Source organism: Streptomyces sp. NPDC051677, from assembly GCF_044453465.1.
In the GTDB taxonomy this organism is placed as follows: Bacteria; Actinomycetota; Actinomycetes; order Streptomycetales; family Streptomycetaceae; genus Streptomyces.
The window spans coordinates 144,155-166,667 of sequence record NZ_JBITCT010000006.1 but is presented as its reverse complement, the minus strand read 5'-3'; the positions used below and the strand labels follow the sequence as shown (position 1 = coordinate 166,667).

The following is a 22,513-nucleotide window of genomic DNA, read 5'->3' as shown; positions in this document are numbered from 1 at the left end:
CTCTGACTCCTCGCACACCGGCCGGCGACTACGCGAGGGCTATTCGACCGATAGTGATCATCTCTTTCGTACGACGACGAAGTCGGCGAGCGCCGTGAACCGGGCCCGTACCTGCTCGGGCATGTCGACGGCGTTCAGGGCCTCGAGGGCCACGGTGTGCTGACGGCGTGCCTCCTCGGCGGTCCACTCGCGGCCGCCGGCCTCCTCGATGAGCGCGGCGCGGGCCGCGAACTCCTCCTCGGAGAAGTTCTCGAAGTCGCTGCTCTTGGCGTCGGCGGCGAGGATCTCGCCGAGCCGCTCGGAGGCGGGGCCGCCCGCCGCGAGCGCGGCCACCACCGGCAGGGACTTCTTGCGCTGGCGCAGGTCGCTCCAGGTCTGCTTGCCGGTGGAGACCGGGTCGCCCCAGATGCCGAGCAGGTCGTCGACGGCCTGGAAGGCGAGGCCCAGGTGGTAGCCGTACTTCTCCAGCGTGTCGGCGGTGCGCTCGTCCGCGCCGCCGAGCACGGCGCCGACGGAGCTGGCGCAGGCCAGCAGGGCGCCGGTCTTGTTGCCCTCCATCTCCAGGCACTCCTCGACGCTGACGCGGTCGCGGTGCTCGTAGGAGATGTCCTGGGCCTGGCCGTCGATGAGGGCGCGGGTGGCGGTGGTCAGACGGCGGGTCGCGCGGCCGGCCTCGACGGTGCCGAGTTCGAGGAGGATCTCGTTGGCGAGGGCGAACAGGGCGTCGCCGACCAGGATGGCCTGGGCGGGGCCGTGCACCTTCCAGACGGTGTCGCGGTGCCGGCGCTGTTCGTCGCCGTCCATCAGGTCGTCGTGCAGGAGCGAGAAGTTGTGGACCAGCTCGACGGCGACCGCGCCGGGAATGCCGACCTCGGGCGCGGCGCCGGTGACCTCGGCGGAGAGCACGGCGAGGGCGGGGCGCACGGCCTTGCCTCCGTCGCCGTCGGTCGGATTGCCCTGGGCGTCGATCCAGCCGAAGTGGTAGGCGGCGACCGTGTCCATGGGCGGAGCCAGCCGGTCGACGGCCGCCCTCAGCACCGGCGTGGCCAGGGTGCGGCCGCGCTCCAGGAGCGCGGTCACGTCCACCGCGGTCCTACGAGCGTCCGGCGTGGCCGGGGGCACAGGGGGCACAGTTTCTCCTCTTGTTGCGGTACCGGAGGGGGTGCGGGGGTGTGCCGAGCCGTGCTGATCGAGCATCAGGCCGCCTCCTCGAACGCGAAGAGGCGGCGGGGGCGGGGCCGGCCCAGGGCGCTCAGCGCGGCGTCCGCCGCACTCACGCCGCTGCGGACCGCACTCTCCATGGTCGCGGGCCACCCTGTGGCGGTCCACGCTCCGGCCAGGTACAGGCCGGGGGCTTTGGTGCGGGCGCCGGGACGCAGCCGCCCGACGCCGGGGGTGGGGGCGAACGTCGCCGTGCGCTCCCGGGTCACGAAGAAGTCCCGCACCTCGGCGCCGCGCGCGCCCGGCAGCAGCCGCTCCAGCTCGGGCAGATAGCGCTCGCGCAGCACGGCGACGGGTTCGTCGATCTCGCTCTGCGCGGCGGACTGGGACAGGGCGAGGTACTGGCCCTCGCGCAGGCCGGAGGCGTGGGTGCGGTCGAAGACCCACTGCACGGGCGTGCCGAGCGCCGCGAAGAAGGGCTTGTCGAGCACCTTGCGGTCGTAGACGACATGCACGTTGAGGATGGGCGCGGTGTCGATGTCCAGCAGCAGCCGCGGGTCGTCGAGCGCTCCGTCGGGGAGCAGGTCGTACGTCTCGCGCTGCGGCACGGCGAGCACGACGGTGTCCGCGCGGAGCGTCTCGCCGGGAACCTGAACGCTCCACGCCCCGTTTTCGTCAGTAGAGATGGAGGTGACGCGTGAACGGACCTCGATCCGTACGCCCGAGGACTCGAGCGCCTTGCGGGTCAGCCGGTCGTGCAGTTCGCCCAGCGGGACGTGCGCCCAGCCGATGTCGGCCGCGCCCGGGTCGGACAGCAGACCGGTCTTGAACACCATCGCGGCGAGCCCCAGCGAGGAGTCGCCCGCGACCGCGTTGAGGGTGGCGACCCCGACCAGGTCCCACAGGGCCTCGACGGCGCGTGCCGACTGACCGTGCGCGGTCAGCCAGCTGCCGAAGTCCTGTGTGTCCAGGGTCGGATCGGCGAGGTCGAGTCCCTTGAGCGCGAGCGCGGCCCGGCCCACTCTGGCGCGTTCGGCGAGCGAGAGGTGGGGATACGTGGCGAGGCTGCGCCCCAGATGCAGGGGCACCGGCAGCGCGTCGCGCCGCAGTCTGCCCAGCCGTTGCCCCTCGGGCTTGGCGAGGTCGACGACGGGCACGTCGAGCCGGTCCTGCAGCGGCGCCAGCGCGCTGCCCTCGATGCGGTCGAGGAACCAGCGGTAGGCGGTGCAGCAGCGCAGGTACACGTGCTGTCCGTTGTCGACGGTGAGGTCGCCGCGCTGGAAGGAGAAGGCGAGGCCGCCGAGCCGGGGCCGGCTTTCGAGGAGGGTGACCCGTACGCCCGCGTCGGCGAGCGCGAGCGCGGCGGTGACACCCGCGAGCCCGCCCCCGACGACGACGGCTGTGCGTCCCGAAGTACCGGAGACCTCCGAGGCGTCGGCGAGCTGCTCGTCGTTCATCGTGCACCCTCCCGTGCGGGCCGGCCGTGGTGTGTGAACTCTGCACCGCAGGCCGTCGCAGTCAGGGACGCCGCGCCGGACCGGAGGGTTGCGTGCCGGTTTTCTCCGGGGGAATCGCCTTGTCCCACCGTGTCGTCCGCCGCGTCCATCAGGTGTGCCTCCTGACGGTCCGTCGCGACACATGCCGGGCGTCCAGGCCCGACAGGCCGCGTACGGCGACGTAGGCCTTCTCCCGTCCGGGCAGCGAGACCCGGCCGCGCAGCACCGCCTCGGGGTCGCGCTCGATGCGGTCGAGGAGCCGGCGGTAGATGCCGGCCATGGCGGCGACACAGGCGCCGCTGCGCCGGTCGAGCAGGGGGAGCAGCCGGTAGCCCTCGGCGAACAGGGTGCGGGCCCGTCGCACCTCGAAGTGCACGAGGCCCGCGAAGTCGGAGCCCTCCGGCGGTTTCGGCCCGTCGAAACCGGCCGAGCAGCCGAACTTGGCGAGGTCGTCGGCGGGCAGGTAGACCCGGCCGCCCTCGGCGTCCTCGCGGACGTCTCGGAGGATGTTCGTGAGCTGGAGCGCGAGCCCGAGTGTGTCCGCGTACTCCGGCGCGCGCTCGGCGCCGCGCGCCCCGGGTTCGGTGCCGAACACGCCGAGCGAGAGCCGCCCGATGGCGCCCGCCACGCACCGGCAGTACGTCTTCAGGTCGTCCCAGGTCTCGTAGGTCTCGCCGCGCACGTCCATCAGGACGCCGTCGATCAGCTCGTCCAGGCCGCCCAGCGGGATGGGGAAGGCCCGGGCCGTGTGCGCGAGGGCGACCGCGACGGGGTCGGTGTCGTCCTCCTCGACCTCGCCCTCGCGGACCCGGGTGAGCAACGCCCGGGTGTCCTCGAGCCGGGCGGTCTTGACGTCCCCGTCCAGCCCGCCGTCGCCGATGTCGTCGACGCGGCGCGAGAAGGCGTACAGCGCCGACATCGCGCGGCGCTTGGGCGTGGGCAGCAGTCTGATGCCGTACGCGAAGTTACGGGCCTGCTGTCCCGTGACGGTCTCGCAGTAGCCGTAGGCGGCGAGTACCGGCGCGGACACGTGTGGTGACGACTCCACGGTCCGGATCACCCCTCTCCTCGCAGGGTCACGCCCACCTCGCGCAGCAACTGCAGCTTGCCGGGCTCGGGCGGGCCGGGAAGTACGTCGTAATCGGCGGCGGCGATCGCGCGGATCGCCGCCCTTCCCCCCGCCACGAACCCTGCGAGCAGCAGTCTCAGCCTGCCGTGGACGCTACCCACCAGGGGGGCGCCTTCATTCAGGAGATCGCGGGCGCGTTGCGCCTCGTATGCAACCAGAGCGCGCACCGACGCGCCCGCGGTTTTCGTGGCGAGATCCGCTTCTCGCACGTGGAAGCGCTTCATGTCCGTGGCGGGCAGGTAGACGCGGTCGCGGCCGAGGTCCTCGGACACGTCCTGCAGGTGTTCGACGATCTGCAGTGCGGTGCAGATCGCGTCGGAGCGGCGGACGCGCTCGGGGGTCGAGGCGCCGGTGACGGCGAGGACGAGACGGCCGACGGGATTGGCGGACAGTTCGCAGTAGGCGAGGAGGTCGTCGTAGGTCTCGTAGCGGGTGACGAGCTGGTCCTGTCGGTTGGCGGCGATCAGGCCGAGGAAGGGCTCGGGGGTGAGCGAGCGGCGGCGGACCGTCGACTGGAGGCGGCGCAGCAGGGGGTGGCGGGGCGGGCCGTCGAATCCGTCGAAAACACGATGCAGATCGGCCTCGAAGGCGTCCAGCAGGAGCAGCCGGTTCTCGGCCTCGGCGGCCGACACGCCGAGCAGTCGGGCGTCGACGCCGCCCGGGGCGAGGTCGCCGTCGCCGATGTCGTCGACGAGCCGGGCGAAGCCGTAGACGGCCATCAGGTCCTCGCGCCAGTCCTTGGGCAGGAAGAACGGGGCCACGGGGAAGTTCTCGTGCGCGGCCTTGTCGAGGGTGCCGCGTTCCGGGTCGCCGGTGCGTGGCGCGACCGGCGCCGTCATCGTCGACCGCCTGGGGCGGAAACGGCACGGCCTGCGCTGAGCTGGGGAGTCTCCGTAGCCATTGCCGTCACATCTCCCGTTCTACACTGCGGACCCAATACACACTATTTCGGACACGCCGCCCGACCGCCCGTGCACCGGCCCGACCATGGGCGCTGCGCATTATCGCCCCACTTGACGCGTTTCGGGACCGGTCCAGCTTACGTTGTACAACGCAGCACGGTTCGCGGGGGTGTCCTGCACATCACAACAACACACCGATTGGCGTCAAGATTCCTAAGGCGACACGGAGTTGACGTTTCCTTTGCAGACGCAGGGCCCCGCCGGGAAGTTCCGGCGGGGCCCTGGTCGCATCGCTCTACCTGGCCGAGAACTTCTCGTACTCCTTGAGGACCTCGTCGGTCGGGCCGTCCAGGCGGAGTTCGCCGCGTTCCAGCCACAGCACGCGGTCGCAGGTGTCCCTGATCGACTTGTTGCTGTGGCTGACCAGGAACACCGTGCCGGCCTGCCCCCGCAGCTCCCGGATGCGTTCCTCGGAACGGCCCCGGAACTTCGCGTCGCCGGTGGCCAGCGCCTCGTCGATCATCAGGACGTCGTGGTCCTTGGCAGCGGCGATGGAGAAGCGCAGCCGGGCCTGCATGCCCGAGGAGTAGGTGCGCATCGGCAGGGAGATGAAGTCGCCCTTGTCGTTGATGCCGGAGAAGTCGACGATCTCCTGGTAGCGCTCCTTGATCTGCTCACGGGACATGCCCATGGCCAGGCCGCCGAGCATGACGTTGCGTTCGCCGGTGAGGTCGTTCATCAGCGCCGCGTTGACGCCCAGCAACGAGGGCTGGCCGTCGGTGTAGACCTTGCCGCTCTCGGGCGGCAGCAGGCCGGCGATGGCGCGCAGCAGGGTCGACTTTCCGGAGCCGTTGGAGCCGATCAGGCCGACGGCCTCGCCCCGGTGGACGGTGAAGGACACCCCGCGCACCGCATGCACCTTGCGCACGCCCCGCGTCGCCTCGCCGGAGCCCCGCTTGACCATGCGGCTGAGCGCGGACGTGGCGCTGCCCTTGCCGCCGCCCGCGCCGTTGACGCGGTACACGATGTGGACGTCCTCGGCGATGACGGTGGGGACGCGCGGCCCGGGGAGCCGCTCAGCCACGGCCGTACCTCTCCTCTGCGCGCCAGAAGAACACGAAACCGCCGACCGCCAGCAGCAGCGCCCAGCCGCCCGCGACCCCCCACACGTGGGCGGGCAGGTTCTCGGCCTCGTACTCCTCGATGAGCGCGAAGCGCATCAGGTCCATGTAGATGGCGGCCGGGTTCCACTGCAGGATGTTCGCCACCCACTGCGGCTTGTCGGCGAGGAAGACGGGGATGGAGAACATCACGCCGGAGGCGTACATCCAGGTCCGCATCACGAACGGCATCAGCTGCGCCAGGTCCGGGGTCTTCGCGCCGGCCCGGGCGAAGACCATCGCCAGGCCGGAGTTGAAGCAGAACTGCAGTATCAGCACCGGCACGATCAGCGCCCAGGAGGCGTCCGGATAGCTGCCGAAGCCGATGACCACCACGAACAGCACGACCATCGAGTACAGCAGTTGTTGGAGCTGCTGCAGCGCGAAGGAGATCGGCAGCGAGGCGCGCGGGAAGTGCAGGGCGCGGACCAGGCCGAGGTTGCCGGAGATCGCGCGGACGCCGCTCATCACCGAGCTCTGCGTGAAGGTGAACACGAAGACGCCCGTGACCAGGAAGGGGATGTACACCTCCTTCGACATGCCCCGGCCGGCGTCGAGCAGCAGGCCGAAGATCATGAAGTACACGGCGGCGTTCAGCAGCGGAGTGGCCACCTGCCACAGCTGGCCGAGCTTGGCCTGGCTGTACTGCGCGGCGAGTTTCGCCGAGGAGAAGGCCAGGATGAAGTGGCGTCGGCCCCAGAGCTGACGGACGTACTCCGGCAGGGAGGGGCGCGCCCCGCTCACGGCCAGCCCGTACTTGGCGGCCAACTGCCCCGCCGTGAGGCGTTCGTCGGGCGACGGAGGCGCGCTCACCGCGACTCCGACGTCATGCGTTGTCTCACTCACCAGTAGGAAACCTTCGTCTTCGGGATGCGCAGCCTTGACGGCTGGCATGAGCCGGCGGGCCCGTGGTACGGCCCGGGTGCCTCAGTAACGAGCTTGTCAGATCACCGGGGGCCGGCCCAGTCGGGTCAGCCGCCATACCGTGCGCCACTTCATGGGCCTGCGCGGTCCGCACGAAGTGCCCCAGCCTTCCCGGAAACCGCCGAACCAGGCCTTCAGCGCGGAGCCCGAGGGGCGGCGCGCCAGCGTCAGCAGCAGCCAGACCCCGAGGTAGACCGGAACCAGCGGGGCGGGAAGGTTGCGGCGGGCCAGCCAGACGCGGTTGCGGGCGACCATGCGGTGGTACACCGCGTGCCGCGAGGGCGCGGTCGTCGGGTGGTACAGCACCATGTCGGACCGGTAGTCGATCATCCAGCCCGCGTCGAGGGCCCGCCAGGCCAGGTCGGTCTCCTCGTGGGCGTAGAAGAACTCGTCCGGGAGCCCGCCGACTTCCGCGAAGACCTTCGTGCGGACGGCGTTGGCGCCGCCGAGGAAGGTGGTGACCCGGGAGGAGCGCATCGGGTCGGAGGCGCGCAGCCGCGGTACGTGCCGGCGCTGGGTGACCCCGGTCTCCGGGTCGGCGATCCGGAAGCTGATGATGCCCAGCTTCGGATCGGCGTCGAAGGCCTGCCGGCACAGCTCGGCGGTGTCGTGGTGGGCGAGCAGGCCGTCGTCGTCCAGGAACAGCAGGACGTCGACGTCCCGGCCGCTGGGGCCGAAGGCCTCGATGCCGACGTTGCGGCCGCCGGGGATGCCGAGGTTCTCGGGCAGCTCGACCGTGCGGACGCCCTCGGGGACGTCCGGGACGGGCGAGCCGTTGCCGACGACGACCACCTGGACCTGGTCGCCGTCCTGCTTGGCGACCGAGTCGAGCAGTGCGCGCAGTTCGTCGGGGCGGTTGCCCATGGTGATGACGACCGCGCCGACCGTTGTGGGCGCGCTCACTTGAGCCTGCTCGACACGAGGATGGACACCAGGTGCAGCAGCGTCTGCAGCAGCGCGATGCCGGCCAGTACGGCGACGCCGAGCCGGGAGAAGAAGAGGTCGCCGCGGACCTGGTCGACGACGGCCAGGACCAGGATCAGCAGGGACGCCTCGATGCCGAGGATCAGCCGGTGGAACTTGAGCGCCGAGGCGGCCCGCCGGGCCAGCGCCATGCCGGAGGAGCGCGGTTCGGAGGCCGACTCCTTGACCGGCGGCAGTCCGCCCTGGTGGCGGGCGACGCCGACGAGGTCGGTCTCGGCCTTGATCAGGATCGCCCCGAGCGCGGCCAGCGTGCCGAGGAAGGCCCACAGCCAGTCGATCCGGCCGCTGCCCCACAGGTCGGCGGCGCGCAGCCCGAAGCCGACCAGGACGGCGGCGTCGGTGAGATACGCCCCGACCCGGTCCAGGTAGACCCCGCCGAGGGAGTACTGCTTCTTCCAGCGGGCGATCTCGCCGTCCACGCAGTCCAGCAGCAGGTACATCTGGACGCACACCACGCCGAGCACGGCGCCCGTGATCCCCGGCACCAGCAGCGCCGGGGCCGCGAGGACGCCGAAGACGGTCATCAGGTACGTGAGCTGGTTGGGCGTGACCCTGGTGTTCACCAGATAGCGGTCGACCCGCAGGGACACCTCACGCATGTAGAGGCGCCCCATCCAGTGCTCACCGCTGCGCCGGTCCTTCACCCCCGGAGGGTGGACGACCGGTCTGAGTTCAGCTACCGATGGCCTTGACATAGTCGGCGTAGATGTCCTTGATCTGTTCGGTCTTGAGGTCGAGGTGTTCGAGGATCGTGTAGCGGCCGGGCCGGGTCTCGGGGGCGAACTCCACCGCGCGGACGAACTCGTCCACCGTGAAGCCGATCTCCTCGGGCAGGACCGGCAGTCCGTGCCGGCGCAGCACCTGGGCCATGTAGGCGGACTGCTCGTGGGCTCCGCGCAGGTACATCGCGAAGGCCGCGCCGAGTCCGCACTGCTCGCCGTGGGCGGCGGCGCGCTGGGGGAAGAGCAGGTCGAAGGCGTGGTTGATCTCGTGGCAGGCGCCGGAGGACGGGCGGGAGTCGCCCGACACCGACATGGCGATGCCGCTGAGCACCAGCGCCTCGGCCAGCACCTGCAGGAATTCGGTGTCCCCGATGCCGCCGGGGTGCCTGAGGACCGCCTCGCCGGCCTGGCGGGCGATCGCGGCGGCGAGGCCGTCGATCTTCTCGCCCTTGACCCGGCTCGCGAGCTCCCAGTCGGCGATGGCCGAGATGTTCGACACGGCGTCGCCGATGCCGGCCCGCACGAACCGCACCGGGGCCTCGCGGATGACGTCGAGGTCGATGACGACCGCGATCGGGTTCGGCACTCCGTAGGAGCCGCGGCCCGCGTCGTTGTCGAGGGTGGCGACCGGCGAGCACAGGCCGTCGTGCGCGAGGTTGGTGGGGACGGCGACCAGCGGGAGGCCCACCCGGGCCGCGGCGAACTTGGCGCAGTCGATGATCTTGCCGCCGCCGAGGCCGACGACCGCGTCGTAGTGGCCGGCCTTTATGTCACCGGCGAGCCGCACGGCGTCGTCGAGGGTGCCGCCGCCGACCTCGTACCAGGAGGCGCCGGGCAGAGCGGGGGTGAGGCGCTCGCGCAGCCGGGCGCCGGAGCCGCCGCTGACGGCGATCGCGAGCTTGCCGGAGTGCGAGATGCGCTCGTCGGCGAGGACCCCGACGAGGTCGTCGAGGGCGCCGGGGCGGATGTCGACGACGACCGGCGAAGGGATCAGCCGGGTCAGTACTGGCACGCGATCTCCCGTCCACGGGCGAGATCGTCGTGGTTGTCGATCTCGACCCACTTGACGTCGCCGATCGGCGCCACGTCGATGCGGAAGCCGCGGTTGACGAGCTCCTGGTAGCCGTGCTCGTAGAACTGCTGGGGGTCGGTCTCCCACACGGTCTTGAGCGCGTCGGCCAGTTCGGGGGCCGCGTCGCCCTCGATGAGGGTGACGCCGATGTACTCGCCGGTGGCCTCGGCCGGGTCCATCAGCTTGGTGATCTTCGTCATGCCCTTCTCGGGGTCGACGACGACCTTCATCTCCTCGTCCGCGAGAGACTTCACGGTGTCGAGGGCGAGGATGATCCTCTTGCCCTCGCCGCGGGCGGCGAGCAGCGTCTTCTCGACGGAGACGGGGTGCACGGTGTCGCCGTTGGCGAGGATCACGCCGTCCTTGAGGGCGTCCCGGCCGCACCACAGGGAGTAGGCGTTGTTCCACTCCTCGGCCTTGTCGTTGTCGATGAGGGTCAGCTTGAGGCCGTACTTCGCCTCCAGCGCCGCCTTGCGCTCGTACACGGCCTCCTTGCGGTAGCCGACGATGACCCCGACCTCGGTCAGACCGATCTCGGCGAAGTTGCCGAGCGTCAGGTCGAGCACCGTGGGCTCGCCCTCTATGCCCGCGGGCCCCACCGGCACCAGCGCCTTCGGCAGGGTGTCGGTGTAGGGGCGCAGACGCCGGCCGGCGCCGGCCGCCAGCACGAGGCCGATCATGCGGGTTCTCCTTCATCGTGTACGGCGGGAGCGCCGCCCTTGTGGGCAGCCACCCAGAAGCGGATGCTCTCGACGAGCACCACCACGGCGACGGCCACGGCGAGGACCGTGAGCGCGACCTTGAACTGCGAGGCGGTGAGCGCCATGGCCAGCACGGCCACGACCAGCGTCCGCCCCTCCTGCCCCCCGACGGCGCGCACCAGCCAGGCCGGCGGCGCTCCGGCGTTGCCGCGGATGCGGTACACCGTGTCGTAGTGATGGTAGGCGACGGCGCCGACGAGGCCGAAAGCCGCGGGCAGCGCCCCCTGCACGTCCGCCTGGGCCGCGAGGATCAGCACCGTGCCGTACTCGGCGGCCCGGAAGAGCGGCGGGACCAGCCAGTCGAGGGCGCCCTTGAGGGGGCGGGCGACGGCGTCGGCGGACAGCAGGACGTACAGCACGACGGCCACGAGGAGCGAGAAGCCCGGCCCGTCGAACCCGGCCGCGAGGACCAGCAGGCCGGCGCCGGCGCCCGCGGCGAGGGGGGCCGGGATGCGGATGCCCGCGGGCAGGGTGCGGGCGAGCAGTTCGGTCAGGAGCCCGTTGTCCGCGAGGTCCGCAAGGGCCTGCGCCGCCCGGTCCGTGCGCCTGGCCTTGCGGGTCAGGGAGCGCAGGACACGGCCCGCCGTGGTGTACGTCGCCGCGAAGGCGCAGCCGATGAGCAGCGCGTAGAAGGTGATGCGGGGGGTGGCGGCCGCGGTCAGGACGGCGATCATGGCCCAGCGCTCGCCGATGGGCAGGACGATCATCCGCCGCACCCAGACCGTCCAGCCGACGCTGTCGAGCTTGTCGGAGAGGGCGGCGGTGGGGCTGGTGTTGGCGGTGGCGTCGTGGTTGGCCTCGTTGAACGAGAAGTCGACGACGTGCCGGCAGGTCTGCAGCACCATCGCGCCGAGCGCGAGGGCCCATACGTCGTCGCCGCCGCGGGCCGCGCCGAGCGCGAGGCCGGCGTAGTAGGCGTACTCCTTGGCACGGTCGAAGGTGGCGTCGAGCCAGGCGCCGAGCGTGGAGTACTGCAGGGAGTAGCGGGCGAGCTGGCCGTCGGTGCAGTCCAGCACGAAGGACGCGATGAGCAGCACGCCGGCCGCGATGAACCCGCCCCGGGTGCCGGTCGCCGCGCAGGCCGCCGCTATGAGCGCGGTGATCAGCGAGGCGGTGGTGACCTGGTTCGGGGTGAGGCCGCGGCGCGCGCACCAGCGGGCGAGGTAGCGGGAGTACGGGCTGATGCAGAAGGTGGTGAAGAAGCCGTCGCGGGCCTTCACGGCCGACTTCAGTCGGACGGCCTCGTCGTCGACGGCGGCGACGGCCTGCCGGGCCTCGTTGCGGGCCTGCGGGTCGGCGGGGACCTCGGCGACCAGGCTGCCCAGCTCGGGGCGGTAGACGTCGACGCCGTCGGCGTCGAGGGCGGTGACGACACGGTCGGCGAGGCTGTCCACGGCCAGGACGGCGCCGCCGCTCGCGGAGTTCTCCCGGGCCATCGCGCGGGTCAGGGCCTGGCGGCCGTCGGGCTGCGCGGTCACGGCGCCCGGGATCGCGGCGATCGGGAAGCGGGGGTCGGTGAGGCCGAGGCGCAGCGCGTGCTCGTGGCCCACGAAGCGGGCGTCCACGACGGCGACGCGCTGGTCGCCGGGGACGGCCGCGAGGAGGGTCTCGGCGTCACCGGCGTCGGAGGCGGTCCGCACGTCGTAGCCGAGGGACCGCAGGTCGCCCTCGATCGACGATCCGGGGACCGGCAAACCGGTGAGGATGGCGGTCGGCAACCGAACTCACTCCCTGGGTCCGACGCGTTCACGCCGGTCATGTACACGATGGGGGCGCCCTTGGCCGCACCGGCGACTGCACCGGTGGCCGCGCCAGGCGGGCGGCATGTCGGCAGAGGCTATCGGATGCCGGGAAGGCCGGGTTCACCGCCCGTTCAAGGACGATCAACGAGGTCCGACAGCCCGGCTTGAGCCCGGCTTGAACCGGCCTTTGCCGAGATCATCATCGGTGATCTGCGGCCCGGCCGACAAACCGCGCCCCACAGAGCCGACATCCGGGACATTGCCCACCGCGCCCTGGTGCCGATACCGGTCCGCATAGGGTCTACAGGCATGACGTGGCTGATCACCGGCGGAGCCGGATACATAGGGGCACATGTGGCGCGGGCCATGACCGGCGCCGGGGAGCGCGTCGTCGTCCTGGACGATCTCTCCACGGGCGCCGCCGCGCGGCTCGGGGCGGACGTGCCGCTCGTGAAGGGCTCGGCGCTCGACGGCGACCTGCTCGGGCGGGTCTTCGCCGACCACGAGGTGACAGGGGTCGTGCACCTGGCGGCGCACAAGCAGGTCGCCGAGTCGGTGGCGCGGCCCACCCGCTACTACCGGGAGAACGTGGGCGGTCTGGCCGCCCTCCTCGACGCGGTCGCCGAGGCCGGGATCCGACGGTTCCTCTTCTCCTCCTCCGCGGCCGTCTACGGCAACCCGGACGTGGACCTCATCACGGAGGACACCCCGTGCGCCCCGGTGAACCCGTACGGCGAGACCAAGCTCGCCGGGGAGTGGCTGGTCCGGGCGGCGGGGCAGGCGCACGGCATCGCGACGACCTGCCTGCGCTACTTCAACGTGGCCGGGGCGGCGGCGCCGGAGCTGGCCGACACCGGCGTCTTCAACATCGTCCCGATGGTCTTCGACCGGCTCACCCGGGGCGAGGCCCCGCGGATCTTCGGCGACGACTACCCGACGCCGGACGGCACCTGCGTCCGTGACTACATCCACGTCGCCGACCTGGCCGAGGCGCACCTGGCGGCGGCGCGGCGGCTGACCGCGCCGGACGCGGGGGGCGATCTGACGGTGAACATCGGGCGGGGCGAGGGCGTCTCGGTGCGCGAGCTGGTCACCCTGATCGGCGAGGTCGCCGGCGACACCCGGCCCGCGGTCGTCGAGCAGCGTCGGCCCGGGGACGCGCCGCGCGCGGTGGCCTCGGCCGGTCTCGCGGCCCGGGAGCTGGGCTGGACGGCCCGGCGGGACCTGCGCGAGACGGTCGGTTCGGCCTGGCGGGGCTGGCGGCTGCACCACGCCTGAGCTGCAGGTGAGGGTGCCCTGACCTGCGGTTCGTTTCCGCAGGTCAGGGCACATGACAACGGTGTTCAGTGCCGCGTTGCCGGATACCCCCCACCCGTAGTTCACTGTGAGCCCGGGCAGAACACGACGGGCCGCGACGGACCACAGAAGGGCTGCTTCCATGGGGGCTGGGCACGACCACGGCCACACGCACACGCACCCGCCGACCACCGGCACGGCCGCTGCGGCGTACCGCGGCAGGCTGCGGGTGGCGCTGTCGATCACGCTCGGCGTCATGGTGGTCGAGATCGTCGGCGGGCTGCTCGCCGACTCCCTGGCGCTGATCGCGGACGCGGCCCACATGGCGACGGACGCGCTGGGCCTGGGCATGGCGCTGCTCGCCATCCACTTCGCCAACCGGCCGCCGAGCACGACCCGCACCTTCGGGCTGGCCCGCGCCGAGATCCTGGCGGCCCTCGCCAACTGTCTGCTGCTGCTCGGAGTGGGCGGCTACGTCCTCTACGAGGCGGTCCAGCGGTTCTTCACGCCGGCCGCCACCGAGGGCGGGCTGATGATCTGGTTCGGCGCGATCGGTCTGGTCGCGAACATGGTCTCGCTCACGCTGCTGATGCGCGGCCAGGCGGAGAGCCTGAACGTGCGCGGGGCGTTTCTGGAGGTGGCGGCGGACGCGCTGGGTTCCGTCGCGGTGATCATCTCGGCGGTTGTGATCCTGGCCACCGGCTGGCAGACCGCCGACCCGATCGCCTCGCTCGTCATCGGTCTGATGATCGTGCCGAGGACGGTGAAGCTGCTGCGCGAGACCCTCGACGTGCTGCTGGAGTCGGCCCCCAAGGACGTCGACATGGCGGAGGTGCGCACCCACATCCTCGCCCTGGAGGGGGTGGAGGACGTGCACGATCTGCACGCCTGGACGATCACCTCCGGGATGCCGGTGCTGTCGGCGCATGTGGTGGTGCGCTCGGAGGTGCTGAACGCGATCGGTCACGAGAAGCTGCTGCACGAGCTCCAGGGCTGCCTGGGACACCACTTCGACGTGGAGCACTGCACCTTCCAGCTGGAGCCGAGCGGGCACGCGGAGCACGAGGCACGGCTCTGCCACTGAGCGTGCGCGGGTCATGGGCGGCGGGTGATCCGCACCGATCCGTACAGGCGTTCCACACGGTTCCCCCCTGTCGGCGCCGGGCAAGATCACCTACGGGGTCCCCTTGCCGTGCGCGGGACATGCGCGCTTTCGCGCGAAGCGCCGGGAGTGCCGGGCGGGTACGGCAGACTGGGGGACGCGAGGACCGATGCTAAGGATGGGTATGCCGATCACACCTGCCACCGCGACACACACGTCGTCGAACGGCACCGCGGACGCGATCTTGCTGGAGCTGGTCGACGAGAACGGCGTCACGATCGGCACCGCGGAGAAGCTCGCCGCCCATCAGCCACCGGGGCAGCTGCACCGCGCGTTCTCCGTGTTCCTCTTCGACGAGCGGGGCCGGCTGCTGCTCCAGCAGCGGGCGCTCGGCAAGTACCACTCCCCCGGCGTGTGGTCCAACACCTGCTGCGGTCACCCCTACCCCGGTGAGGCGCCGTTCGCGGCGGCCGCCCGGCGCACCTTCGAGGAGCTGGGCGTCTCCCCCTCGCTGCTCGCCGAGGCGGGCACGGTCCGCTACAACCACCCGGACCCCGACTCGGGTCTGGTGGAGCAGGAGTACAACCACCTGTTCGTCGGGCTGGTGCAGTCCCCGCTGCGGCCGGACGCGGAGGAGGTCGGCGACACGGCCTTCGTGACGCCCGCCGACCTGGCGGAGCGGCATGCGAAGGACACGTTCTCGTCCTGGTTCATGACCGTGCTGGACGCGGCGCGGCCTGCGGTCAGGGAGCTGACGGGTCCCTCGGCCGGCTGGTGACCCTCACAGTCCCCGCACGGGTTTGAGCGGCAGGGCGGCCCAGATCACCTTGCCGCCGCTCGCCGTGTGCTCGACGTCGCACGCCCCGCCCGCCTCCCTGGTGATCTCCCGTACCAGGAGCAGTCCCCGGCCGCCGGTGCGGCCGTGATCGGTCTCCAGGGCGGTCGGGCGGTAGGGGTGGTTGTCCTCCACGGCCACCCGCACCCAGTCGGCTCCGACGGCGATCTCCACCGCGAGCACCGGCGACAGCAGTGCCGCGTGCCGCACGGCGTTGGTCACCAGCTCGGAGACGATCAGCAGCAGCCCCTGGGCCAGGTCGTCCGAGACGGGCACCCCCTGGCGGTACAGCAGGTCCCGCACCGCGTGTCGCGCCTGCGGGACGGAGGCGTCCACGGCTGGTGCGGTGAACCGCCAGACGCCTTCGTAGGGCAGCGGTCGCGGCACGGCTTCCCGTGGGGAGTCGGGAGGTCCGCCTGGGCCGCCCTCTGGGCGTGGGTCGGGCCCGCGCCCGTGATCGTCCATCGTCCGGTCGCCACCCTCGCGCTCGATTGTCACCACACGTCGAGTGTTGGTAACGAGACGCTTCCCTCCGGATGACTGAACAGAAGTCAGCAGTTATCGAGCGTTTCCGACCGCCCGCGGAGGACCCGGTCGACCGCAGGACCGTTTCTGTCGTATCAGCGCCGCCTTCGCGCACTCTTCGGGTTGTACGGGTTCGACGGCGCCGACCCTCCCCTGCGGGGGTGGCTAGCATCCTGGGCATGGAGCCCGAACTGCTGTACGGCGTCACCGACGCCGTGGCCACCGTCGTCCTGCACCATCCCGCGAAACGCAACGCCATGACGGCCGCGATGTGGGCGGCGCTGCCCCCGCTGCTGGACACCCTGGCCGCCGATCCCGGGGTGCGGGCGCTGGTGCTGACCGGCGCGGGCGGGACGTTCTGCGCGGGCGCCGACATCTCCACGCTCCAGGACGCGCCGGACGAGGCGCCGGCGCTGGCGGTACGCGCCGAGGACGCCCTCGCGGCGTTCCCCAAGCCGACGCTGGCGGCGGTCCGGGGGCACTGCGTGGGCGGCGGCACACAGCTCGCGGCGGCGTGCGACCTGCGGTTCGCCGAGGAGGGCGCGCTGTTCGGGGTGACGCCGGCGAAGCTCGGGATCGTCTACCCGTCCTCCTCCACCCGGCGGTTGGTGTCCCTGGTCGGCCCGTCCGCCGCCAAGTACCTGTTGTTCTCCGGTGAGTTGATCGACACGGAGCGGGCGCTGCGCACGGGCCTGGTCGACGAGGTGCTGCCCGCGGACGAACTCGGGAAGCGGGTCGAGGAGTTCACGCGCGTCCTGGTGTCCCGCTCGCAGCTGACGCAGGCCGCCGCGAAGGAGTTCGCGACCGGACGCACCGACCGGGACGCCCACTGGAGCGCACAGGCGCGCGGCAGCGGCGACACCGCGGAGGGCGTCGCCGCGTTCCTGGAGCGCAGGGAGCCGCGCTTCACCTGGACCGCGTCGGGCTGACGCGAAGGGTGGACGGCCGGGCGCGCGGTACCCGGGGTGTCCAGCCCGAGGGACGCCCGAGCGAGACCCGAGTGAGCCCGAGGGGAATCGAGTGGAAGGGGACGTACGTGTTCCGCGCGATCGCAGACGTGTTGCGGCAGATCGGTTCGGCGGTGGCCACCGTGGTGACCCTGCCGTTCCGGGCCCTGGCCCGGCTGTTCGGCGGAGCCTCCGGCTCCGCGCACGGCCGCAGGGCCTGAGCCCCGCCGCGAGTGCGCCCTGATCCCCGACTGTCGGCGCCACCTGCCACAATTGCGGCGCAACCTCAGTGGAGAAGGCGGTACGGGATCGTGACGACACCCGGGTCCATCGAAGTAGGGTCCATCGAAGGCAGGATCGCCGAGGAGCTCGGCGTACGGGAGCGGCAGGTCAAGGCCGCCGTGGAGCTGCTGGACGGCGGCTCCACGGTGCCCTTCGTCGCCCGCTACCGCAAGGAAGCGACGGAGATGCTCGACGACGCGCAGCTGCGCACGATCGAGGAGCGGCTGCGCTACCTGCGGGAGCTGGAGGAGCGGCGGACGGCGATCCTGGAGTCGGTGCGTGAGCAGGGCAAGCTCACCGACGCGCTGGAGGCGCAGATCCGCGGCGCCGAGACCAAGGCGCGGCTCGAGGACATCTACCTGCCGTACAAGCCCAAGCGGCGCACGAAGGCCCAGATCGCGCGTGAGGCGGGCCTCGAACCCCTCGCCGAGGGCCTGCTCGCCGACGCCACGGTCGACCCGCTCGCGGCGGCCGCCGCCTTCGTCGACGCCGACAAGGGCGTCGCCGATCCCCAGGCCGCGCTGGACGGCGCTCGGGCGATCCTCACCGAGCGGTTCTCGGAGGACGCCGACCTGATCGGCGAGCTGCGCGAGCGCATGTGGGGGCGCGGTCGGCTCGCCGCCAAGGTGCGCGACGGCAAGGAGGAGGCGGGCGCGAAGTTCGCCGACTACTTCGACTTCGCCGAGCCGTTCACCGCGCTGCCCTCGCACCGGATCCTGGCGATGCTGCGCGGCGAGAAGGAAGAGGTCCTCGACCTCGTCCTGGAGCCCGAGGAGCCCTCCGAACTGCCCGGCCCCTCGTCGTACGAGGGGATCGTCGCGTCGAGGTTCCAGATCGCCGACCGGGGCCGGCCGGCCGACAAGTGGCTGACGGACACGGTCCGCTGGGCGTGGCGCACCCGCATCCTCGTCCACCTGGGCATCGACCTGCGGCTGCGGCTGCGGACCGCCGCCGAGGACGAGGCGGTGAACGTGTTCGCCGCGAACCTGCGCGACCTGCTGCTCGCCGCGCCGGCCGGCACGCGCGCGACGCTCGGCCTGGACCCCGGCTTCCGTACGGGCGTGAAGGTCGCCGTCGTCGACGCGACCGGCAAGGTCGTGGCGACCGACGTGATCTACCCGCACGTCCCGGCGAACAAGTGGGACGAGGCGATCGCCAAGCTCGCGCGGCTGGCGCAGAGCCACGCGGTCGACCTGGTCGCCATCGGCAACGGCACGGCGTCCCGCGAGACCGACAAGCTCGCCGGGGAACTCATCGCCAAGCATCCGGAGCTGAACCTCACCAAGGTGATGGTGTCCGAGGCCGGCGCCTCGGTGTACTCGGCCTCCGCGTTCGCCTCGCAGGAGCTGCCCGACATGGACGTATCGCTGCGCGGCGCGGTGTCCATCGCGCGTCGGCTCCAGGACCCGCTGGCGGAGCTGGTGAAGATCGACCCGAAGTCGATCGGCGTCGGCCAGTACCAGCACGACCTGTCCGAGGTGAAGCTGTCGCGTTCGCTGGACGCGGTGGTGGAGGACTGCGTGAACGGCGTGGGCGTGGACGTCAACACGGCCTCGGCGCCGCTGCTGTCGCGGGTGTCCGGCATCTCCTCGGGCCTCGCCGAGAACATCGTGGCGCACCGGGACGCCAACGGGCCCTTCACATCCCGCTCCGAGCTGAAGAAGGTGGCGCGGCTCGGTCCGAAGGCGTACGAGCAGTGCGCGGGCTTCCTGCGCATCCGCGGCGGCAGCGACCCGCTGGACTCCTCCAGCGTGCACCCGGAGGCGTACCCGGTGGTGCGGCGCATGGTGAAGACCTCCGGGCAGGAAGTCGCGTCCCTGATCGGCAACACGGGCGTCCTGCGGTCGCTGCGGCCGACCGACTTCGTGGACGAGACGTTCGGTCTGCCGACCGTCAGCGACATCCTCAAGGAGCTGGAGAAGCCCGGGCGCGACCCGCGGCCCGCCTTCAAGACGGCCACCTTCAGGGAGGGGGTGGAGAAGATCTCCGACCTGTCCTCCGGGATGGTCCTGGAGGGCGTCGTGACGAACGTGGCGGCTTTCGGGGCGTTCATCGACGTCGGCGTCCACCAGGACGGCCTGGCGCACGTCTCGGCCCTGTCGAAGACGTTCGTCAAGGACCCGCGGGACGTCGTCAAGCCGGGCGACATCGTCAAGGTGAAGGTCCTCGACGTGGACATCCCGCGCAAGCGGATCTCGCTGACGCTCCGGCTGGACGACGAGGCGGCCCCGCAGGGCGGCCAGGGCCAGTCCTCCGGCGGGGGCGGCCGGCCCCAGCGCGGCGGGCGTCCGCCCCAGCAGCGCCAGCAGGGCGGCCAGCGCGGCGGCGGCAGCGGCGGTTCCCGCCAGGCCGCTCCCCCGCCGGCCAACAGCGCCATGGCCGACGCACTGCGCCGAGCGGGCCTGGTCGACCCGAAGAAGGGCAAGCGCTGAGAACGGACCGGCTCACGGGCCGGCCGCTTCGCCGTACGCGGCGAGCAGGCCGGCCGGGCCGGGTCCTCGGCGGCGGCCGGCCAGGGCCGGGTTCGGCCCCAGTGCGTCCAGGACGGCTCGGGTCACCTCTTCAGGGGTACGGCCGTCCGTGGCCACGACCGCACCGGCGACCGTCTCGTACAGCTGGCGGCGGGTCTCCATCAGGTCCTGCCACTGCTTGCGCGGGTCGGCCGCCAGCAAGGGCCGGGGCGTGTCCCGGCCGGTGCGCCTGAGCGCCTCCTCGGCGCCGACCGACAGGTAGACGACCCGGCACCCGGCCAGCAGGCCGCGCGTGCCCGCGTCCAGGATCGCGCCGCCGCCGAGCGCGAGGACGCCGTCGTGCTCGGCGAGCGCGCGGTGCACCGCCTGCTTCTCGATCGCGCGGAAGGCCGGCTCGCCCCCGTCGGCGAAGATCTCCGCGATGCCGCGGCCCTGCTCGGCGACGATGTCGTCGTCGGTGTCCCGGTATCCGGCGCCGAGGCGTTCGGCCAGCAGCCGCCCGACGGTGGACTTGCCGACGCCCATCGGGCCGACCAGGACGACCAGCGGCCCGCTCATCGGATGTGCAGGTTGTCGAGGTACGACCGCACGTTGCGGCGGGTCTCGGGGACGCTGTCGCCGCCGAACTTCTCCGCCACCGCGTCCGCCAGGACGAGGGCGACCATCGCCTCGGCCACGATCCCGGCCGCCGGCACGGCACACACGTCCGAGCGCTGGTGGTGCGCCTGGGTCGCCTCGCCCGTGGCCACGTCCACCGTCCGCAGGGCGCGCGGCACGGTCGCGATCGGCTTCATCGCCGCCCGCACCCGCAGCACCTCACCCGTCGACAACCCACCCTCGGTACCGCCCGAACGACCCGAGGCCCGCCTGATCCCCGCGGCGCCGGCGAGGATCTCGTCGTGCGCCTTCGAACCCGGCACGCGCGCCAGCTCGAACCCGTCGCCGACCTCGACGCCCTTGATCGCCTGGACGCCCATGAGAGCGGCGGCCAGCCGGGCGTCGAGGCGCCTGTCCCAGTGGACATGCGAGCCCAGCCCCACCGGCACCCCGTACACCAGCACCTCGACCACACCACCGAGCGTGTCACCGTCCCTGTGGGCCTGGTCGATCTCCGCGACCATCGCCTTCGACGCGTCCGGATCCAGACACCGCACCGGATCCGCATCCAACCGTTCCGCGTCCGCCGGAGTGGGACACACCCCGTACGGCGCTTTCGCCGAGGCCAGCTCGACCACGTGGGAGACGATCTCGGCGCCCGCCGTCTCCTTCAGGTACGACCGGGCGACCGCGCCGAGCGCGACCCGGGCGGCCGTCTCACGGGCGGAGGCGCGCTCCAGGATCGGACGGGCCTCGCCGAAGCCGTACTTCTGCATGCCGGCGAGGTCGGCGTGCCCCGGCCGTGGCCTCGTCAACGGCGCGTTGCGGGCCAGCCCCGCCAGCACCTCCGGGTCCACCGGGTCGGCCGCCATCACCTGCTCCCACTTCGGCCACTCGGTGTTGCCCACCATGACCGCCACCGGGGAACCCAGCGTCAGCCCGTGCCGGACGCCGCCGAGGAGCGTCACCTCGTCCCGTTCGAACTTCATCCGTGCACCGCGTCCGTAGCCGAGCCGCCGTCGCGCCAGGTGCTCGGCCACCATGTCCGTGGTGACCGGCACTCCGGCCGGGAGGCCCTCCAACGTCGCCACGAGTGCGGGGCCGTGCGACTCGCCCGCGGTCAACCACCGCAACCTGCTCGACACCTGTCTCACTGCTCCTCGAAGTCGTAGGCGGGAAAGAGCCTTCGCAGCTCGGTGTGGAACCCGGGGAAGGTCTTGCCGACACAGGCCGGGTCGTCGAGCGTGAGAGCGACCGAGCTGCCGAGGCCGAGCACGGCGAAGGACATGGCGATCCGGTGATCGCGGTGGCAGGCGATCCGCGCCCGCTGCGGTGTGCCGGGATGGACGGTGATCCCGTCCCGGCCTTCGTCGACGCGAATGCCGCAGGCGCGCAGGTTCGCCGCCGTCACGCCGATGCGGTCCGACTCCTTCAGCCTCGCGTGGCCGATGCCCGTGACGGTGACGGGTGCGTCGGCCAGCGGTGCGATGGCGGCGAGCGTCATGAAGGTGTCCGAGATCTCGCCCATGTCCACCTGGAAGCCGCCGCGCAGCCGCCCCGTACCGGTGACGGTGGTCGCCTCGTCCCCGATACGGACGTCGGCCCCCGCCCGCGCCAGCACCCGCACGAATCCCAGATCGCCCTGGAGGCTTTCGCGCCCCAGGCCGGGGACGGTGACGGTGCTTCCCGTGACGGCGGCCGCGGCGAAGAAGTACGACGCGGTGGAGGCGTCCGGTTCGATGGACACGTCCGTCGCGGTGTAGCCGCCGGGGGTCACCTCGATGCGTCCGGCGGCGGACTCGGTGACGTGTGCGCCGAAGGTCCGCATCAACGCCAGCGTCATGTCGACGTAGGGCCTGCTGACCAGGCGGGCGACCTCGACGGACAACGGGCGGCGCATCAGCGGTCCGGCCATCAGCAGCCCGCTCAGGTACTGGCTGCTGAGGCCGGAGTCCAGCTCCAGCGGCCCGCCGTCCAGCCCGTCGCCGCGCACGGTCAGCGGCAGGGATCCGCCGGGCCCGGTACGCACCTGCGCACCGAGGCGGCCGAGTGCCTCGGCCAGCGGGGCCAGCGGGCGGGCGCGCAGCTGGCGGGTCCCGTCGAACGTGAACTCCCCTTTCCCCGCCGCCGCGGCGAACGGCGGCAGGAAACGGACCGCGGTGCCCGCGTCGGCGCACCACAGGTCGGCGCGCCCGGCGAGGTGTCCCCGGACGCCGGTGACTTCCCAGGACGCGTCGGCCGGGGCGACCCGCACCTCGACGCCCAGCGTGCGCAGTGCCTCCCGGAAGGCGAGGGTGTCCTCGCTGACCAGCGGCGCCCGCAGCACGCTCGTACCGCTCGCGGCGGCGGCCAGCAGCAACGCCCGGTTGGTGAGACTCTTCGACCCGGGCATCCGCGCGGTCAAC

Annotated in this window: 22 protein-coding genes; 6 read left to right on the top strand and 16 right to left on the bottom strand. The window is 72.1% G+C overall.

Annotated features, from left to right (window positions below):
• Positions 1–57: 57 nt before the first annotated feature.
• The 12 genes from ACIBAF_RS09310 to ACIBAF_RS09255 all read right to left on the bottom strand — a co-directional run bounded on the left by ACIBAF_RS09310 (position 58) and on the right by ACIBAF_RS09255 (position 12,029).
• Complete coding sequence (locus tag ACIBAF_RS09310) at positions 58–1,122, bottom strand: polyprenyl synthetase family protein (RefSeq protein WP_079658255.1); 1,065 nt, start codon at positions 1,120–1,122, stop codon at positions 58–60.
• 74 nt (positions 1,123–1,196) lie between these two features.
• Positions 1,197–2,618 carry a hydroxysqualene dehydroxylase HpnE gene (gene hpnE, locus ACIBAF_RS09305; protein WP_399462531.1) on the bottom strand — a complete coding sequence of 474 codons (1,422 nt, stop codon included), beginning with the start codon at positions 2,616–2,618 and terminating at the stop codon, positions 1,197–1,199.
• The gene (locus ACIBAF_RS09300) at positions 2,615–2,767 is read right to left on the bottom strand and encodes a DUF6380 family protein (protein ID WP_399462530.1); all 153 of its coding nucleotides are present in this window, start codon (positions 2,765–2,767) and stop codon (positions 2,615–2,617) included. Before ACIBAF_RS09300 ends, hpnE begins: the two co-directional genes overlap by 4 nt.
• Positions 2,767–3,717, bottom strand: a complete 951-nt coding sequence (gene hpnD, locus ACIBAF_RS09295) for a presqualene diphosphate synthase HpnD (RefSeq protein WP_399462529.1) — start codon at positions 3,715–3,717, stop codon at positions 2,767–2,769. Before hpnD ends, ACIBAF_RS09300 begins: the two co-directional genes overlap by 1 nt.
• Positions 3,714–4,625, bottom strand: a complete 912-nt coding sequence (hpnC, locus tag ACIBAF_RS09290) for a squalene synthase HpnC (protein ID WP_399462528.1) — start codon at positions 4,623–4,625, stop codon at positions 3,714–3,716. The genes hpnD and hpnC overlap by 4 nt, the downstream gene beginning before the upstream one ends.
• A gap of 358 nt (positions 4,626–4,983) precedes the next feature.
• Positions 4,984–5,772, bottom strand: coding sequence for an ABC transporter ATP-binding protein (locus tag ACIBAF_RS09285; RefSeq protein WP_399462527.1), 789 nt, complete (start codon positions 5,770–5,772; stop codon positions 4,984–4,986).
• Entirely contained in the window at positions 5,765–6,694 is a 930-nt protein-coding gene (locus tag ACIBAF_RS09280) for an ABC transporter permease (protein WP_399462526.1), read from the bottom strand. Before ACIBAF_RS09280 ends, ACIBAF_RS09285 begins: the two co-directional genes overlap by 8 nt.
• Before the next feature lie 96 nt (positions 6,695–6,790).
• Positions 6,791–7,636, bottom strand: coding sequence for a glycosyltransferase family 2 protein (locus ACIBAF_RS09275; protein ID WP_399462658.1), 846 nt, complete (start codon positions 7,634–7,636; stop codon positions 6,791–6,793).
• A 35-nt stretch (positions 7,637–7,671) separates the two neighbouring features.
• A complete protein-coding gene (locus tag ACIBAF_RS09270; protein ID WP_079658262.1) occupies positions 7,672–8,451 on the bottom strand; it encodes a CDP-alcohol phosphatidyltransferase family protein in 780 nt (259 codons plus the stop codon).
• The gene (locus ACIBAF_RS09265; protein WP_399462525.1) at positions 8,429–9,490 is read right to left on the bottom strand and encodes an iron-containing alcohol dehydrogenase family protein; all 1,062 of its coding nucleotides are present in this window, start codon (positions 9,488–9,490) and stop codon (positions 8,429–8,431) included. Before ACIBAF_RS09265 ends, ACIBAF_RS09270 begins: the two co-directional genes overlap by 23 nt.
• Entirely contained in the window at positions 9,478–10,230 is a 753-nt protein-coding gene (locus tag ACIBAF_RS09260) for a sugar phosphate nucleotidyltransferase (RefSeq protein WP_399462524.1), read from the bottom strand. Before ACIBAF_RS09260 ends, ACIBAF_RS09265 begins: the two co-directional genes overlap by 13 nt.
• Positions 10,227–12,029, bottom strand: coding sequence for a DUF5941 domain-containing protein (locus ACIBAF_RS09255; RefSeq protein ID WP_399462523.1), 1,803 nt, complete (start codon positions 12,027–12,029; stop codon positions 10,227–10,229). The genes ACIBAF_RS09260 and ACIBAF_RS09255 overlap by 4 nt, the downstream gene beginning before the upstream one ends.
• 333 nt (positions 12,030–12,362) lie before the next feature.
• Between ACIBAF_RS09255 and galE the strand changes: the two genes are divergently transcribed.
• The 3 genes from galE to idi all read left to right on the top strand — a co-directional run bounded on the left by galE (position 12,363) and on the right by idi (position 15,229).
• Positions 12,363–13,331 carry a UDP-glucose 4-epimerase GalE gene (gene galE / locus ACIBAF_RS09250; RefSeq protein WP_399462522.1) on the top strand — a complete coding sequence of 323 codons (969 nt, stop codon included), beginning with the start codon at positions 12,363–12,365 and terminating at the stop codon, positions 13,329–13,331.
• Between the two features lie 160 nt (positions 13,332–13,491).
• Entirely contained in the window at positions 13,492–14,433 is a 942-nt protein-coding gene (locus ACIBAF_RS09245; protein ID WP_399462521.1) for a cation diffusion facilitator family transporter, read from the top strand.
• 202 nt (positions 14,434–14,635) lie between these two features.
• Positions 14,636–15,229, top strand: coding sequence for an isopentenyl-diphosphate Delta-isomerase (idi, locus tag ACIBAF_RS09240; protein WP_399462520.1), 594 nt, complete (start codon positions 14,636–14,638; stop codon positions 15,227–15,229).
• Between the two features lie 3 nt (positions 15,230–15,232).
• On the opposite strand, the gene ACIBAF_RS09235 is transcribed toward idi, so the two are convergent.
• Positions 15,233–15,751 carry an ATP-binding protein gene (locus tag ACIBAF_RS09235; RefSeq protein ID WP_399462657.1) on the bottom strand — a complete coding sequence of 173 codons (519 nt, stop codon included), beginning with the start codon at positions 15,749–15,751 and terminating at the stop codon, positions 15,233–15,235.
• A gap of 239 nt (positions 15,752–15,990) precedes the next feature.
• Between ACIBAF_RS09235 and ACIBAF_RS09230 the strand changes: the two genes are divergently transcribed.
• The 3 genes from ACIBAF_RS09230 (at position 15,991) to ACIBAF_RS09220 (ending at position 19,472) form a co-directional block, all read left to right on the top strand.
• Positions 15,991–16,740 (top strand): enoyl-CoA hydratase/isomerase family protein, encoded by a 750-nt coding sequence (locus ACIBAF_RS09230; RefSeq protein WP_399462656.1) that lies wholly within the window; start codon positions 15,991–15,993, stop codon positions 16,738–16,740.
• A 107-nt stretch (positions 16,741–16,847) separates the two neighbouring features.
• Entirely contained in the window at positions 16,848–16,979 is a 132-nt protein-coding gene (locus ACIBAF_RS09225) for an LPFR motif small protein (RefSeq protein ID WP_327319321.1), read from the top strand.
• Between the two features lie 90 nt (positions 16,980–17,069).
• Positions 17,070–19,472, top strand: coding sequence for a Tex family protein (locus ACIBAF_RS09220; protein WP_399462519.1), 2,403 nt, complete (start codon positions 17,070–17,072; stop codon positions 19,470–19,472).
• Between the two features lie 12 nt (positions 19,473–19,484).
• On the opposite strand, the gene ACIBAF_RS09215 is transcribed toward ACIBAF_RS09220, so the two are convergent.
• The 3 genes from ACIBAF_RS09215 to aroA are packed head-to-tail and all read right to left on the bottom strand — an operon-like array spanning position 19,485 to position 22,500.
• A complete protein-coding gene (locus ACIBAF_RS09215; RefSeq protein ID WP_399462518.1) occupies positions 19,485–20,069 on the bottom strand; it encodes a shikimate kinase in 585 nt (194 codons plus the stop codon).
• Positions 20,066–21,253: a chorismate synthase gene (aroC, locus tag ACIBAF_RS09210; RefSeq protein WP_399462516.1), complete on the bottom strand. Its 1,188-nt coding sequence runs from the start codon at positions 21,251–21,253 to the stop codon at positions 20,066–20,068. The genes ACIBAF_RS09215 and aroC overlap by 4 nt, the downstream gene beginning before the upstream one ends.
• 5 nt (positions 21,254–21,258) lie before the next feature.
• Positions 21,259–22,500: a 3-phosphoshikimate 1-carboxyvinyltransferase gene (aroA, locus tag ACIBAF_RS09205; protein ID WP_399462654.1), complete on the bottom strand. Its 1,242-nt coding sequence runs from the start codon at positions 22,498–22,500 to the stop codon at positions 21,259–21,261.
• Positions 22,501–22,513: the final 13 nt, after the last annotated feature.

Excerpts from the sequence above, each read along its gene's own strand:
- hpnE (WP_399462531.1), bottom strand. The coding sequence starts at position 2,618 with ATGAACGACGAGCAGCTCGCCGACGCCTCGGAGGTCTCCGGTACTTCG.
- ACIBAF_RS09275 (WP_399462658.1), bottom strand. The coding sequence starts at position 7,636 with ATGGGCAACCGCCCCGACGAACTGCGCGCACTGCTCGACTCGGTCGCC.
- hpnC (WP_399462528.1), bottom strand. The coding sequence starts at position 4,625 with ATGACGGCGCCGGTCGCGCCACGCACCGGCGACCCGGAACGCGGCACC.
- galE (WP_399462522.1), top strand. The coding sequence starts at position 12,363 with ATGACGTGGCTGATCACCGGCGGAGCCGGATACATAGGGGCACATGTG.
- ACIBAF_RS09215 (WP_399462518.1), bottom strand. The coding sequence starts at position 20,069 with ATGAGCGGGCCGCTGGTCGTCCTGGTCGGCCCGATGGGCGTCGGCAAG.
- ACIBAF_RS09245 (WP_399462521.1), top strand. The coding sequence starts at position 13,492 with ATGGGGGCTGGGCACGACCACGGCCACACGCACACGCACCCGCCGACC.
- ACIBAF_RS09230 (WP_399462656.1), top strand. The coding sequence starts at position 15,991 with ATGGAGCCCGAACTGCTGTACGGCGTCACCGACGCCGTGGCCACCGTC.
- idi (WP_399462520.1), top strand. The coding sequence starts at position 14,636 with ATGCCGATCACACCTGCCACCGCGACACACACGTCGTCGAACGGCACC.
- ACIBAF_RS09300 (WP_399462530.1), bottom strand. The coding sequence starts at position 2,767 with ATGGACGCGGCGGACGACACGGTGGGACAAGGCGATTCCCCCGGAGAA.
- ACIBAF_RS09260 (WP_399462524.1), bottom strand. The coding sequence starts at position 10,230 with ATGATCGGCCTCGTGCTGGCGGCCGGCGCCGGCCGGCGTCTGCGCCCC.
- ACIBAF_RS09270 (WP_079658262.1), bottom strand. The coding sequence starts at position 8,451 with ATGTCAAGGCCATCGGTAGCTGAACTCAGACCGGTCGTCCACCCTCCG.
- ACIBAF_RS09235 (WP_399462657.1), bottom strand. The coding sequence starts at position 15,751 with ATGGACGATCACGGGCGCGGGCCCGACCCACGCCCAGAGGGCGGCCCA.
- aroA (WP_399462654.1), bottom strand. The coding sequence starts at position 22,500 with ATGCCCGGGTCGAAGAGTCTCACCAACCGGGCGTTGCTGCTGGCCGCC.